This is a genomic window from Streptomyces sp. CA-278952 (genome assembly GCF_028747205.1).
Lineage (GTDB): Bacteria > Actinomycetota > Actinomycetes > Streptomycetales > Streptomycetaceae > Streptomyces.
In genome coordinates this window covers 1736013-1750837 of record NZ_CP112880.1, presented here as the reverse complement: position 1 = coordinate 1750837, position 14825 = coordinate 1736013, and the positions used below count along the sequence as shown (strand labels likewise).

The window sequence follows — 14825 nt, the reverse complement described above, 5'->3', positions numbered from 1 at the left end:
CCGTTGTCAGTGGTGCGCCGTAGGGTGGTCGGGCTATGACGAAGCCATCCCTCCCCGAGCTCCTGCACGCCGCCGTCACCGCCGTCGGCGGTACGGAAAGGCCCGGCCAGGTCACCATGGCCGAAGCCGTCGCCGAGGCCGTCGACGACCAATCCCACCTGCTCGTCCAGGCCGGCACCGGTACGGGCAAGTCGCTCGGCTATCTGGTGCCGGCCCTGGCGCACGGGGAGCGGGTCGTCGTGGCCACGGCCACCCTCGCCCTCCAGCGGCAGCTGGTGGAGCGGGACCTGCCGCGTACGGTCGAGTCCCTGCACCCGCTGCTGCGCCGCCGCCCGCAGTTCGCCATGCTCAAGGGCCGGTCGAACTACCTCTGCCTGCACCGGCTCCACGAAGGGGTTCCGCAGGACGAGGAGGAGGGGCTGTTCGACCAGTTCGAGGCGGCGGCCCCGTCCAGCAAGCTCGGCCAGGACCTGCTGCGGCTGCGGGACTGGTCGGACGAGACGGAGACGGGCGACCGGGACGATCTGACCCCCGGCGTCTCGGACCGGGCCTGGGCGCAGATCTCGGTCTCCTCGCGCGAGTGCCTGGGCGCGACGAAGTGCGCGTACGGCGCGGAGTGCTTCGCGGAGGCGGCCCGCGAGCGCGCCAAGCTCGCGGACGTGGTCGTCACCAACCACGCGCTGCTCGCGATCGACGCCATCGAGGGCGCGCCGGTGCTGCCGTCGCACGAGGTGCTGATCGTCGACGAGGCCCATGAGCTGGTCTCCCGGGTCACCGGCGTCGCCACCGGCGAGCTCACCCCCGCCCAGGTCAACCGCGCGGTCCGGCGGGCCGCGAAGCTGGTCAACGAGAAGGCCGCCGACGCCCTCCAGACCGCCGCCGAGGGCTTCGAACGGGTCATGGAGCTGGCGCTCCCGGGGCGACTGGAGGAGGTGCCCGAGGACCTCGGGTACGCGCTGATGGCGCTGCGCGACGCGGCACGCACGGTGATCTCCGCCATCGGCGCCACCCGGGACAAGTCGGTCGAGGACGAGAACGCCGTCCGCAAGCAGGCCCTGGCCTCGGTCGAGTCGATCCACGCCGTCGCCGAGCGCATCACCCAGGGTTCCGAGTACGACGTCGTCTGGTACGAGCAGCACGACCGGTTCGGAGCCTCCGTCCGGGTCGCCCCGCTCTCCGTCTCCGGGCTGCTGCGCGAGAAGCTCTTCGCCGAGCGGTCCGTGGTGCTGACCTCGGCCACCCTCAAGCTCGGCGGAGATTTCAACGGGGTGGGCGCGTCCCTCGGGCTGGCCCCCGAGGGCACGGCGGGCGAGGACGTCCCTCAGTGGAAGGGGCTGGACGTCGGCTCCCCGTTCGACTATCCGAGGCAGGGCATCCTCTATGTCGCCCGGCATCTGAACACGCCGGGGCGGGAGGGGTCGCGTACGGACATGCTGGACGAGCTCGCCGAGCTGGTGGAGGCGGCCGGCGGCCGCACGCTGGGGCTGTTCTCCTCGATGCGGGGAGCCAAGGCGGCGGCCGAGGAGCTGCGGGGGCGGATGGACAGGCCGATTCTGCTCCAGGGCGAGGAGACGCTCGGCGAGCTGATCAAGAACTTCGCCGCCGACCCGGAGACCTGCCTCTTCGGCACCCTGTCGCTCTGGCAGGGCGTGGACGTCCCGGGAGCGAGCTGTCAGCTGGTGGTCATGGACCGGATTCCGTTCCCCCGGCCCGACGATCCGTTGATGAGCGCACGGCAGAAGGCGGTCGAGGAGGCGGGCGGCAACGGCTTCATGGCGGTCGCGGCGACGCACGCCGCGCTGCTGATGGCCCAGGGCGCGGGCCGGCTGGTCCGGGCCACGGGCGACAAGGGCGTCGTCGCCGTGCTGGACCCGAGGCTCGCGAACGCGCGGTACGGAAGCTATCTGCGCGCCTCGCTGCCGGACTTCTGGTACACCACCGACCGGAACCAGGCGCGCCGCTCACTGGCCGCCATCGACGCACAGGCCAAGGCGGACGGGGGCTGATCCGCCGAGGACCAGGGTCTTTCGATTGGACCAAATCGGACCCCGCGAGCCCGACCTGATCCAAACGAGAGGCCCTGGCCCGGCCGTCCGACTCCGGGCGGCCGGGCAAGGCAAAGCCCCGGGACCGACGTCATGATCGACGTCCTAGGCAAGGATCCCGGGGCGGGCAGCCGTGACCGACGCGTTCCTCAGACCCGGCGCAGCACCGCCACCACCTTGCCCAGGATGGTGGCCTCGTCGCCGGGGATCGGCTGGTACGCGGCGTTGTGAGGGAGCAGCCACACGTGACCGTCCTCCCGGCGGAAGCGCTTGACCGTCGCCTCGCCGTCGAGCATGGCGGCGACGATGTCCCCGTTCTCCGCGACGGGCTGGCGGCGGACGGTGACCCAGTCGCCGTCACAGATCGCGGCCTCGATCATCGAGTCGCCGACGACCTTCAGGACGAAGAGCTCACCGTCGCCGACGAGCTGGCGGGGGAGCGGGAAGACGTCCTCGACGGACTCCTCCGCGAGGATCGGTCCACCGGCGGCGATCCGGCCCACCAGCGGTACGTAGGACGCGGCGGGCTTGCCCGTCGTGTCGGTCGGCTGGGTGCTGGGCTGGTCCGATCCGCGCACCTCGTAGGCGCGGGGCCGGTGCGGGTCCCGGCGGAGGAAGCCCTTGCGCTCCAGCGCCATCAGCTGATGGGCGACGGAGGACGTGCTGGACAGGCCCACCGCCTGACCGATCTCCCGCATGGAGGGCGGGTACCCCCGCCGCTGCACGGAGTCGCGGATGACCTCGATGACCCGCCGTTGCCGGTCCGTGAGCCCCGAGCTGTCCGCCCGGATGCCGGGGGGCCTGCCGGGCATGGAACGTCCCGTGCGTGCGGGCTCGGGCCCGTCCGTGTTCGTGACTGTGTCATTCATGGCATGCACCGGCTCAAGTCGGCTCTGGGAGCGGTGGTCCCGGGCGGTGATGGTGGCACTGTCTGCGGTCGTGGTCACGTCGGCCCCTCTCGAATGTTCTCCCTAGCTGGACAACGGTAGTAGCTTTCGAAAGGTTGCGCCAAACACACGTTCGAGTGAAAAACGAATAAAGGGGTGCCGCACTGCTACCGACAGGTGTATGAGCAACAGGATAGAGGCGGCGCGAACGCTTCGCGGAGGCCCCTCCCGGTGCCGGACGCAGTCTTTCACCCGGGCCCGCGGGCCCGGGCCCCGGCGGCTCGGCGGCCCCGCGTTTCCCGTACCCTCTCCTCTGGCCCACGCTGCCCCCGGGCGGCCTCCCAGCGAGGTCCGGTGCGCGACACGCGATGGGCCCGAAAATGCGACTCAACCCTAGATCTAGTGGTTGGATTGCTCCAGTCGCCCAGAAGTAGTGGTCGCGGTTCAATCGCACCGTGGTCATCGCCTATGCTGGGGACTGCTTCGAAGGGCCCGGACAAGGCCCTGAAGAGGCTATTCAGTCGTGCGTGTGAGGGAGGGTTGGGAGCCATGCACTGCCCCTTCTGCAGGCACCCCGACAGCAGGGTCGTCGACAGTCGCACCACCGACGACGGGACGTCGATCCGTCGCCGCCGGCAGTGCCCCGACTGTTCCCGCCGTTTCACCACGGTGGAGACCTGCTCGCTGATGGTGGTCAAGCGCAGCGGCGTGACCGAGCCCTTCAGCCGCACCAAGGTCATCTCCGGCGTCCGCAAGGCATGCCAGGGGCGGCCCGTCACGGAGGACGCCCTCGCCAAGCTCGGCCAGCGGGTCGAGGAGGCGGTGCGCGCCACCGGCAGCGCCGAGCTGACCACCCACGACGTGGGGCTGGCCATCCTCGGCCCGCTGCAGGAACTCGACCTCGTCGCGTACCTGCGCTTCGCTTCCGTCTACCGGGCGTTCGACTCCCTGGAAGACTTCGAGGCCGCCATCGTGGAACTGCGTACGCAGCGGCCTTCAGCAGAGGACCGCGGGAGCGGAGAGACCCCTGAGGTCCCCGCGCCCGCCATTGCCGCCGACTGAGCGGTACCCGCCCGGGACGCCCGTGCCCGCAGAGGAAATGACTGCGGACCGGCGGCAGGGCGACATGAGATGTGCTTCCGGCTGCCGTGTGCGGCTTCCGGAGCATCGGACACACATTGTGCCTGGGAAGATCTGGGCACTTCAGGGCGTTTTCGCCCACATATGGGAGGCGGCATGACAGAGACGGCGAGCGGCCCGGCACGAGGTTCCCGTACCAAGGGCGCCAAGGCGAGCAAGGGTCTGCGTATCGAGCGCATCCACACCAACCCCGGCGTGCACCCGTACGACGAGGTGGCGTGGGAGCGCCGTGACGTCGTCATGACCAATTGGCGCGACGGCTCGATCAACTTCGAGCAGCGTGGCGTCGAGTTCCCCGACTTCTGGTCGGTGAACGCGGTCAACATCGTCACCAGCAAGTACTTCCGCGGAGCTGTCGGCACGCCGCAGCGCGAGACCGGTCTCAAGCAGCTGATCGACCGGATCGTGAAGACGTACCGGAAGGCCGGCGAGGACAACAGCTACTTCGCCTCTCCCGCGGACGCGGAGATCTTCGAGCACGAGCTGGCGTACGCCCTCCTGCACCAGGTCTTCAGCTTCAACTCCCCGGTCTGGTTCAACGTCGGCACGCCCCAGCCGCAACAGGTCTCCGCCTGCTTCATCCTGGCCGTCGACGACTCCATGGAGTCGATCCTCGACTGGTACAAGGAAGAGGGCATGATCTTCAAGGGCGGCTCCGGCGCCGGCCTGAACCTCTCCCGTATCCGCTCCTCCAAGGAGCTCCTCTCCTCCGGCGGCAACGCCTCCGGCCCGGTCTCGTTCATGCGCGGCGCCGACGCGTCCGCCGGAACGATCAAGTCGGGCGGCGCCACCCGCCGCGCGGCCAAGATGGTCATCCTCGACGTCGACCACCCCGACATCGAGGACTTCATCGAGACCAAGGTCAAGGAGGAGGAGAAGATCCGCGCGCTGCGCGACGCGGGCTTCGACATGGACCTGGGCGGCGACGACATCACGTCCGTCCAGTACCAGAACGCCAACAACTCGGTCCGGGTGAACGACGAGTTCATGAAGGCCGTCGAGGCGGGCGGCAAGTTCGGGCTGCGCGCCCGGATGACCGGCGACGTCATCGAAGAGGTCGAGGCCAAGTCCCTCTTCCGCAAGATGGCCGAGGCCGCCTGGGCGTGCGCCGACCCGGGCATCCAGTACGACGACACCATCAACGCCTGGCACACCTGCCCGGAGTCCGGCCGGATCAACGGCTCGAACCCGTGCAGCGAGTACATGCACCTGGACAACACCTCGTGCAACCTCGCCTCGCTGAACCTGATGAAGTTCCTCAAGGACGACGGCCTGGGTCACCAGTCCTTCGAGTCCGAGCGCTTCGCCAAGGTCGTCGAGCTGGTCATCACCGCGATGGACATCTCGATCTGCTTCGCGGACTTCCCCACGCAGAAGATCGGCGAGAACACCCGCGCCTACCGTCAGCTGGGCATCGGCTACGCCAACCTCGGCGCCCTGCTGATGGCGACCGGTCACGCGTACGACAGCGACGGCGGCCGCGCGCTGGCCGGCGCCATCACCTCGCTGATGACCGGCACCTCCTACCGCCGCTCCGCCGAACTGGCCGCGGTCGTCGGCCCGTACGACGGCTACGCCCGTAACGCCGAGCCGCACCAGCGCGTCATGAGGCAGCACTCCGACGCCAACGCCAAGGCCGTCCACGTCGACGACCTCGACTCGCCGGTCTGGGCCGCCGCGACGGAGGCCTGGCAGGACGTGATCCGGCTCGGAGAGAAGAACGGCTTCCGCAACGCGCAGGCCTCGGTCATCGCGCCCACCGGCACCATCGGTCTCGCGATGTCCTGCGACACCACCGGTCTGGAGCCCGACCTCGCCCTGGTCAAGTTCAAGAAGCTGGTCGGCGGCGGCTCGATGCAGATCGTCAACGGCACCGTGCCGCAGGCGCTGCGCCGCCTCGGCTACCAGCCCGAGCAGATCGAGGCGGTCGTCGCCCACATCGCCGACCACGGCAACGTGATCGACGCCCCCGGCCTGAAGACCGAGCACTACAGCGTCTTCGACTGCGCGATGGGCGAGCGCTCCATCTCCGCGATGGGCCACGTCCGGATGATGGCGGCCATCCAGCCGTGGATCTCCGGCGCGCTCTCCAAGACGGTGAACCTCCCCGAGACGGCCACCGTCGAGGACGTCGAGGAGGTCTACTTCGAGGCGTGGAAGCTGGGCGTCAAGGCGCTCGCGATCTACCGCGACAACTGCAAGGTCGGCCAGCCCCTCTCCGCCAAGACCAAGGACAAGGAGAAGGAAGAGGTCACCGCGAAGGCCGAGGAGACCATCCGCACGGCGGTCGAGAAGGTCGTCGAGTACCGCCCGGTCCGCAAGCGCCTCCCCAAGGGCCGTCCCGGCATCACCACCTCCTTCACGGTGGGCGGCGCCGAGGGCTACATGACCGCCAACTCCTACCCGGACGACGGTCTCGGCGAGGTCTTCCTGAAGATGTCCAAGCAGGGTTCGACCCTCGCGGGCATGATGGACGCCTTCTCCATCGCCGTCTCGGTCGGTCTGCAGTACGGCGTTCCGCTGGAGACGTACGTCTCGAAGTTCACCAACATGCGCTTCGAGCCGGCCGGTATGACGGACGACCCGGACGTGCGGATGGCGCAGTCGATCGTCGACTACATCTTCCGTCGCCTGGCGCTCGACTTCCTGCCCTTCGAGACCCGCTCGGCCCTCGGCATCCACTCCGCCGATGAACGCCAGCGCCACCTGGACACCGGCAGTTACGAGCCGTCGTTCGAGGCGGACGGGCTGGACGCGGACAGCCTGGCCCCGTCGGCCCCGGTCCGCGCCGAGCCTCTGAAGGTGGTGGCGGCTCCCGAGGAGTCCGCCGTGAAGCCCGCTCCGAAGACGGCGCACACCTCGGCCGAACTGGTCGAGATGCAGCTCGGCATCAGCGCGGACGCCCCGCTCTGCTTCTCCTGCGGTACGAAGATGCAGCGCGCCGGCTCCTGCTACATCTGCGAGGGCTGCGGCTCGACGAGCGGCTGCAGCTGACCGGACGCGGGACCGCGCCGACGCGCGGCTGACCCGCTGTTCACGAAGGGGACCGGCCATCGGCCGGTCCCCTTCGGCAGGTCCCCGGCCCTCTTCGGCGTGGTCCCGGCCCCTTTTCGACGGGTTACCGATGCCCGCGAAGCCGGGTTGGCCGGAACTGACCGACGTCACCCTTCGGCGGCCCGGCTTCCCATCACCGCGGCGAACGCGTCGGGGTCGCCGTCGAAGCCGCGTACGGCCGCCCGGAACCCCCAGAGCCCCGACCCGTCCCGGGTGAACTCCCCGATGACCGCCGCGGTCGCCCACGCCACGTCGGAGAAGTCGCCCTCGGTCAGGCTCGTGTAGCCTTCACGGATCTCCATCGCCGTGTTCCCTATGTCGCCGAAGGTCTTGTGACCGTCGCGCTGCTGGATGGCGACACCGACCACCACCCGTCCGTACGTGTCGGCCAGCCGGTTGAGCTCGATGGTCATGACCTCGTCGAAGCCGAAACCCTGGCCGGTCCGGCTGTCCCGGTTCAGCGTGATGGTGCCGTCCGGTGAGCGGCTGTCGAAGTGCACCAGATAGGCGGGGGCCCCGTACGGCTCACCGGCCGGGTAGGTCGCCGCGATGATGTCGAGGTCGTTGGCGGCAGCCCCATGCCGACTGGGGTCCCATTTGACCCGCACCTCGACCTTTTCGATGTCCTTGTTCGGAGTGCTCAAGGGACTTCCCTCCCGGCCGACGGCCCACGGACCGTTCTCATCTCCTGATACACGATTCACCCGATCATGTACGCAACCGGCCGCGGAACCAACTGCTCCGGCCACGGGCGGCGGAATCGGGCCACTGTCCGGCCCCGGCACGGGTGTTGCGGACTCCTCGGGCCCCGCGCCCCGGTGCGCGGGCGCAACGACCGGCCGGGGCACACTCCCGTACCGACCGTGACACGCGCCACGTTCCGCGCCGTACGATGGCGCGGTGCTGGTGAAGTGGATTCGCTGCTCCGTGGTGGACCGTCATGGTTTCGAGCGGGGGCAGCGGAAGTGGGCGGGGCTGCTCGGCGAGCCGGGGTTCCAAGGACAGAGCGGCGGGTGGAGCCGAACGCGCCCCGGCGTCGCTCACGTCTTCGCGTTCTGGGAGAACCGCGTCTTCTACGACTCCTTCATGGCCCGCGGGCACGACCGGCTGGCGGCCGGGCAGTCCGGCATGTTCCGCGACATGCAGGTCACGCTCTTCGAGCGCCGCTTCGACGTGAAGACGGGCTTCGAGCCCCACTTCGCGGAGGCGGACGTCGTCAGGGTCGCGCACAGCCGGGTGCACGAGGAGCGCGCCGAGCACTTCGTGCTGATGCAGCAGCAGGTGTGGAACCCCGCCATGGCCGGATCGCCCGGCATGCTGCGCGGCGTGTTCGGCGAGGCGCCCGGGAACGAGTTCCTGGCGCTGTCCCTGTGGAAGTCGAGCGCCGAGCGCGGCAAGTACCGCGCGGCGGGGGCCGAGCGGCTGGCGGCCCGCGCGGGGACCGAGACGGACGTGATCGCCCTGACGGGAGACGTCGTGGAGCTGGAACCCTCCTGGACGGTGTGATCCCGCTCCGACCCGGGCGGTGTGACCGCGTTCCGACCCGGGCGGTGTGATCCCGTTCCGACCCGGGCGGTGGGCCCCGCTCCGACCTGGACGCTGCGGTCCCGCTCCGAGCTCCGCGGGCCCCGAGCACTCGTGTCGGCCCGACCCGATCTATGGTCGGGACATGGCACGACCGCAGCGCATTGTCCTGGTCCGGCACGGCGAGTCCGAGGGCAACGCCGACGACACGGTGTACGAGCGGGAGCCCGACCACGCGCTCCGGCTCACCCCCACAGGTCTGCGGCAGGCCCGGGAGACCGGGGAGGGGCTGCGCGAGCTGTTCGGCGAGGAACGGGTGAGCGTCTACATCTCGCCGTACCGCCGCACCCACGAGACGTTCCGGGCCTTCGGTCTCGATCCGGAACGCGTCCGCGTCCGTGAGGAGCCCCGGCTGCGCGAGCAGGACTGGGGCAACTGGCAGGACCGGGACGACGTACGGCTGCAGAAGGCCTACCGGGACGCCTACGGGCACTTCTTCTACCGCTTCGCCCAGGGCGAGTCCGGCGCCGACGTCTACGACCGGGTCGGGGCGTTCCTGGAGAGCCTGCACCGGAGCTTCGAGCAGCCGGACCACCCGGAGAACGTCCTGCTGGTCACTCATGGTCTGACGATGCGGCTGTTCTGCATGCGCTGGTTCCACTGGTCGGTCGCGGAGTTCGAGTCGCTGTCCAACCCTGGCAACGGCGAGACCCGGACCCTGCTGCTGGGCGAGGGGGGCCGCTACACCCTCGACCGGCCCTTCCAGAGCTGGCGGACCCCTGAGCCGTACGGCCGCACCGGATAGAGTGGCAGGGCGATGACCGCTGATTCTGCTTCCGCGCGGCGCTTCGAACGCGCCCTGGCCAGCCTGCGTGGGCTGTCCGTGGGAGACGCCCTGGGCTCCCAGTTCTTCGTTCCGGCCAACTATCCCCTGCTGAAACAGCGGGCCCTGCCACCCGGGCCCTGGCAGTGGACCGACGACACCGAGATGGCCTGCTCGGTCCTGGCCGTGCTCACCGCGCACGGCCGCGTCGACCAGGACGCGCTCGCCCGCTCCTTCGCCGAGCACCACGACTTCGACCGGGGCTACGGTCCCGCCGTCAACCGGCTCCTCAGGCTCGTACGGGAGGGCGGCGACTGGCGGGAGCTGTCCTCGGCGCTGTTCCAGGGCCAGGGCTCCTGGGGCAACGGTTCGGCGATGCGCATCGCCCCGCTCGGCGCCTGGTACGCGGACGATCCGGAACAGGCCACGCACCAGGCGGAGATCTCCTCGTACACCACGCACCAGCACCGTGAGGCCGTCGTCGGCGCCATGGCCGTGGCCGCCGCCGCGTCGCTCGCCGCCGCCTCCGGCGGGCCGCCGAGCCCCGAGGACCTCCTCGACGGCGTCATCGCGCTCGTGCCCCGCAGCGCCGTCGGCGCGGGCCTGCGCCGGGCCCGCGACATGCTGGACTACCGGGACGCGGGGACGGTCGCCGCGGTCCTCGGCAACGGCCGCCGGACCAGCGCCCACGACACCGTGCCGTTCGCGCTCTGGTCGGCCGCCAGGAGCCTCGGGGAGTACGAGCAGGCGTTCTGGGTCACCGCCCAGGCAGGCGGTGACGTCGACACGACGTGCGCCATCGTCGGCGGTGTCGTCGCGTCGGCTGAGGCCGGAGCGCCGCCGGCCGACTGGCTGGCACAGACGGAGGAACCCCCGGCGTGGCTGACGCCGCTCCTGCGCTGACCGCCCCGCTACCGTCCCGTCTCTGCCCCGACCGACCCTGAACCGGTGCTGCTGCCCTCTGTCACGGTCCTGCCACAGGATCACTCTGCGTGTCTGCGAACGAGAGTTCGGGACTACTCTTTCGGCCACGCCGCCCCTCGTTGATCTTGAGGGCGTGCGCCGAATGAGACGCCGGGACAGGCGTACGGCCCAGGGCCGCGCGTGGACCCGGTGGGGGAGGGGTCCCATGTCCGATCAGCCGTCCGAGGCGCCCAGACCGCCCGAAGATCCGAAGGAAGCCGGCGCGCCCCGGCCCCCGGAACCGCCGACGGCGGCGTCCGAGGCCGTCGGCACACCAGCGCATCAACCGGATCCCACCGCGGCGCGGCCCGCCGGTGCGCCGGCCGCCGATACCGCGCGGCAGTCCGCGGTGTGGGATCCGGCCCCGTCGCAGGCCTCCGGCGACCCGCGCGCCCGGGCCCAGGCGACCGGGAAGGCCGGGCCGCCGGGCAACCCCTGGCAGTACGGCGCCGGGGTGCACTCCGCCGAGGACAACGATGTGACGGCCCGCATCCGGCCCCCCGCGCCGCCCCTGATCGGCCCCGCCGTGCTCGGCTCGGTCCTGGCCACCGCCCTCCTGAGCGCGCTCTTCCTGGGCGACGGACTAGGGGTGAACCTTCTGATCGTGGCCGTGCCCGCCACACTGGCCGCGTTCTTCGCCGCGCGGGCGGCAGGCCGTCGGCTACGGCCCTGGACCGCGACCTGGGCGGTGGGAGGACTCGCGCTGCTCGCGGTACCGGCCCTCCGGGACGCGGGCTGGCCCACCTTCCTCGCGGTGGTGTCCGCCTTCGCGCTGGGCTCGCTCGCGCTGCACGGCAGCCGCAGCTGGCTGGGGGTGCTGATCGGCTCGCTGGGGCTGTTCGACTCGGTCGTCCCCGGCATCATCTGGGGCGTGCGGGGGGTCCGCTCCCGGGCCGACGGTTCCCGGGCGCGCTGGGGCGCAGCCCTGCGCACCACGGTGGTGGCCCTCGTGCTGCTGGTGGTGTTCGGAACCCTCTTCGCCAGCGCGGACGCCGCGTTCGCCGAACTGCTGGGCAGTCTCATGCCCGACGCCTCGGTCGGCGAGGGACCGTGGCGGATCTTCCTCTTCGCCCTCGGGCTGGCCGGCGCGCTCGCCGCCGCGCACGCCGCGGCCGCCCCGGTGCGCTGGGACGGCATCACCGTACGGCCCGGCAAACCCCGGGGACGGGCCGAGTGGGCCCTTCCGCTGATCGTCCTCAACCTGCTCTTCGCCGCGTTCATCACCCTCCAGCTCGTCGTGCTCTTCGGCGGCTACGACAAGGTGCGGGACGTGACGGGGCTCAACCACGCCGAGTACGCCCGCCAGGGCTTCTGGCAGCTGTTGTGGGCCACGCTGCTCACCCTTCTCGTGATCGCCCTGGCCCTGCGCTGGGCACCGCGCGGCGGCACCGGGGACCGCACCCTGGTGCGGTCGGTCCTCGGCCCCCTCTGCGTGCTCACCCTCGTCGTGGTCGCCTCCGCGCTGCGGCGCATGGACCTGTACGTCGACGAGTACGGCCTGACCAGGCTCCGGATATCCGTGGCCGCGATGGAGCTCTGGCTCGGGGTGGTGCTGGTCCTCGTCCTGGCGGCAGGCGTCTTCGGGGCCCGGTTCCTGCCCCGGGCCATCGCGGTGAGCGCGGCGGCCGGCGTCCTGGCCTTCGGGCTGCTCTCACCGGACGGGTTGATCGCCGAGCAGAACGTCCAGCGCTTCGAGGACAGCCGGTTCGAGGACAGCCGGTCGACGGCCATCGACATCGACTACGTCAAGGACCTGTCCGCCGACGCCGTACCGGCGCTGGACCGACTGCCCGAACCGGAACGCTCCTGTGCGCTGCGGATCATCCAGAACGACGTCCTCGGCGCCGACACCCCCTGGTACGCGACCAGCTGGGGAGAGGCGCGGGCGAGGGAGATCTTGGAGAAGCGCCCGGTGAAGGGCGACACGCGTGACTGCTACGGCGCGGGCAGGGAAGGGACGCGGGACGGATACGAGCCGGACGGCGACGGCTACGACCCGTACTGAGCCGGCGGGCCCCCCGACTGAGCCGGCGGGCCCTTTGAACCCACGGGTTCAGGGGGCCCGCGCCCGCGGGGCAGGGGCCCGAGGGGTCCCGCCCCCGCCGTCGTCGGCTGATTCGCGGTTCGCACGGCGCCCCGGGGTGTTGCTGCCGTGGCTCTCGGCGTACGCTGGCTGGCGCCATGCCGTACGAACCACCCACGCACACCGTCGAGCGCTCACTTCGCGCTACCACCGGTGCCAGGACCGTCGCCGGTGTCGATGAGGTCGGACGCGGAGCGTGGGCCGGACCCGTCACCGTGTGTGCGGCGGTCACCGGTCTGCGCCGACCGCCCGAAGGCCTCACCGACTCCAAGCTGTTGACCCCCCGGCGGCGCGCCGAGCTCGCTCCCGTGCTGCGGAGCTGGGTCACCGCCTACGCGCTGGGCGACGCCTCGCCGCAGGAGATCGACGACCTCGGAATGACCGCCGCCCTCCGGCTCGCCGCCGTGCGCGCCCTGGAGGGACTGCCGGTGCGCCCCGACGCGGTGATACTCGACGGCAAGCACGACTATCTGGGCGTTCCCTGGAAGGTGCGCACCGTGATCAAGGGCGATCAGTCCTGTATCGCGGTCGCGGCCGCCTCGGTGATCGCCAAGGTGCACCGTGACCGGATGATGGCCGAGCTGGGCGCCGCGTCCGAGGACTGCGCCGACTTCGCCTTCGGTGCCAACGCGGGGTATCCCTCGCCCGTGCACCGGGCCGCGCTGGAGGAGCGGGGGCCCACGGCCCATCACCGCCTCTCCTGGGCGTATCTGGACGCGCTGCCCCGGTGGCAGCACCTGAAGAAGGTCCGTTTTTCCGCCGAGGCGGCCGCACTCGAAAGCGGGGGCCAGCTCGGCTTCGAATTCTGATCGCGCACACGCGCCCCTCTTACCGACGCCGACGACATCGGCGTCCGCCACAGACCACCTTCATGCCTCTGATCTCCGAGGAGCCTCAGATTCCCGAGAGCGCCCAGGGTCCCCGCGTCACTCCGGCCGCCGGCCGCACCGCGCCGACCCCCCGTCCCGTACCCGGTCCGCGTTCCGCGGCCACCCCGCGTCCCGGCCGTCCGGGTCCCGGCCCCGCGCGCCCCGCGCCCCCGGCGCAGCGCGCCCATCCCGCCCCCGCGGCACCCGCCGCTCCGACGCCGGCCCCCGCCCGCCCGGAGCCGGCGGAGAATCGTTCCGCGCCGCAGATCCAGCTGATCCCGGCTCCAGCGGCCGGAGCACTCGACGCGGCCGAGGAAGCAGTCGACCTGCTGCTGGAGTCCGGTCGCGCACCGGGCGACATCCTGGTGCTCACCACCGGCGAACAGCACCCGTGGGCCGCCCACGAGCTGTCCTTCGGCGAAGCCGCGTACTGGGCCCAGCACGACGCGGGCGACGACGTCTTCTTCGCCGACATCTCCGCGGCGGCCCGGGCCACATCCCGGCCCGTGGTCGTCGTCGCCGTCAACGACGACGCGGACCCGGCCGTGGCCCGTACCCTGCCCGCCGCACGTGACCGCGCCGCCACGCTGCTGATCGTCTGCGGGGACCCGCAGACGATCAACTCCGCACTCGGCGCCGGGGTCTGATCCCACTCCACCGGTGCTCCCGGCCGCCTCCAGGGGCGGGCGGGAGCACCGCCGCCGGTCGCCCAGCCCCTACGGGGCCGATCGGTGCCCGCCCGACGGGTGCGCCGCGCCCGCTCAGCGGGCCGCGGTGCGCCGCAGCGCCTCCGCCGCTCCGCCGCCCGACCGCGTCGGCGTGGTCCGGTCCTCGGCGACGGCGTCGGCCAGGAGCGCCGGCTCCGACAGCGAACTGGGCCGCCGTCCGCCCCTTCCCTCGCCGAGCACCTGCCAGCCCCCGCGGGTGAGCGTGATGTAGGCGCCGCAGCGGAGGCCGTGCAGGGTGCAGGCGTCCCGCAGGCCCCACATCCACGCACCGTCCTCCTCGGTCCAGCGTTCGTCGCCGTCACGACAGTACAGAAGCACGGCCGTACGGACCGGAGTGCGGCGTCGCAGATCGTGCGGGATGACGCGCCGCAACTGCGCCAGGAGGGCGTTGCGAAACTCCCAGCCGTCCGCGGCCACCGTCGCCCGGCGGCTGAACGAGGCGCTCGCCGTGAGCCGTTCCTCATGATCGAGGACCGCGACCACGGCGGTGGCCGGAGTCGGCCGGTGCCGGGAGTGCAGTCCGCTGACGACCTCCCGGGGGCTCCGGAGAAGGGGTATGCCCGCCGAGGCCCACTCCGCTGGTTCGAGCATCCGGGCAAGGCGGTTGTCGGAGTCTGCGGAGACCGAGGACGCCGCTGTCGAAGTGGCTGTGGACGGGGCGAATCCGAAGGTCACGGTCCTCCCTTCGCTACGCGCCCACGGTGCGGGC

At 71.3% G+C, this 14825-nt stretch carries 12 protein-coding genes; 9 read left to right on the top strand and 3 right to left on the bottom strand.

The genetic code is table 11. From position 1 onward, the window contains the following. Positions 1-35: 35 nt before the first annotated feature. Positions 36-2006: an ATP-dependent DNA helicase gene (locus N7925_RS07555; protein WP_274343428.1), complete on the top strand. Its 1971-nt coding sequence runs from the start codon at positions 36-38 to the stop codon at positions 2004-2006. Positions 2007-2194: 188 nt separating this feature from the next. Here the strand turns inward: N7925_RS07555 and lexA are convergent, their stop codons facing one another. Beyond that, positions 2195-2992, bottom strand: a complete 798-nt coding sequence (gene lexA, locus N7925_RS07550) for a transcriptional repressor LexA (RefSeq protein WP_265598931.1) — start codon at positions 2990-2992, stop codon at positions 2195-2197. 489 nt (positions 2993-3481) lie between these two features. Between lexA and nrdR the strand changes: the two genes are divergently transcribed. Beyond that, a complete protein-coding gene (nrdR, locus tag N7925_RS07545) occupies positions 3482-3994 on the top strand; it encodes a transcriptional regulator NrdR (RefSeq protein ID WP_265598930.1) in 513 nt (170 codons plus the stop codon). 174 nt (positions 3995-4168) lie between these two features. Beyond that, positions 4169-7066 carry a vitamin B12-dependent ribonucleotide reductase gene (locus N7925_RS07540; RefSeq protein ID WP_265598929.1) on the top strand — a complete coding sequence of 966 codons (2898 nt, stop codon included), beginning with the start codon at positions 4169-4171 and terminating at the stop codon, positions 7064-7066. Between the two features lie 167 nt (positions 7067-7233). Here N7925_RS07540 and N7925_RS07535 read toward each other — a convergent pair whose 3' ends face one another. After that, positions 7234-7770 carry a TerD family protein gene (locus tag N7925_RS07535; RefSeq protein WP_274343427.1) on the bottom strand — a complete coding sequence of 179 codons (537 nt, stop codon included), beginning with the start codon at positions 7768-7770 and terminating at the stop codon, positions 7234-7236. Positions 7771-8026: 256 nt separating this feature from the next. Here N7925_RS07535 and N7925_RS07530 point away from each other — a divergent pair, with 256 nt between their 5' ends. From N7925_RS07530 to N7925_RS07505, 6 genes are all read left to right on the top strand, one after another. After that, positions 8027-8632: a YdbC family protein gene (locus N7925_RS07530; protein ID WP_265598927.1), complete on the top strand. Its 606-nt coding sequence runs from the start codon at positions 8027-8029 to the stop codon at positions 8630-8632. A 163-nt stretch (positions 8633-8795) separates the two neighbouring features. Then, positions 8796-9455, top strand: coding sequence for a histidine phosphatase family protein (locus N7925_RS07525; protein ID WP_265598926.1), 660 nt, complete (start codon positions 8796-8798; stop codon positions 9453-9455). Positions 9456-9467: 12 nt separating this feature from the next. Continuing rightward, a complete protein-coding gene (locus N7925_RS07520; RefSeq protein ID WP_274343426.1) occupies positions 9468-10376 on the top strand; it encodes an ADP-ribosylglycohydrolase family protein in 909 nt (302 codons plus the stop codon). A 226-nt stretch (positions 10377-10602) separates the two neighbouring features. After that, positions 10603-12441, top strand: coding sequence for a DUF4153 domain-containing protein (locus tag N7925_RS07515; protein ID WP_274343425.1), 1839 nt, complete (start codon positions 10603-10605; stop codon positions 12439-12441). A gap of 176 nt (positions 12442-12617) precedes the next feature. Further along, positions 12618-13328 (top strand): ribonuclease HII, encoded by a 711-nt coding sequence (locus tag N7925_RS07510; protein ID WP_274343424.1) that lies wholly within the window; start codon positions 12618-12620, stop codon positions 13326-13328. 62 nt (positions 13329-13390) lie between these two features. Continuing rightward, positions 13391-14035, top strand: a complete 645-nt coding sequence (locus N7925_RS07505; RefSeq protein WP_274343423.1) for a hypothetical protein — start codon at positions 13391-13393, stop codon at positions 14033-14035. Positions 14036-14149: 114 nt separating this feature from the next. On the opposite strand, the gene N7925_RS07500 is transcribed toward N7925_RS07505, so the two are convergent. Then, entirely contained in the window at positions 14150-14791 is a 642-nt protein-coding gene (locus tag N7925_RS07500; RefSeq protein ID WP_274343422.1) for a hypothetical protein, read from the bottom strand. Positions 14792-14825 lie beyond the last annotated feature (34 nt).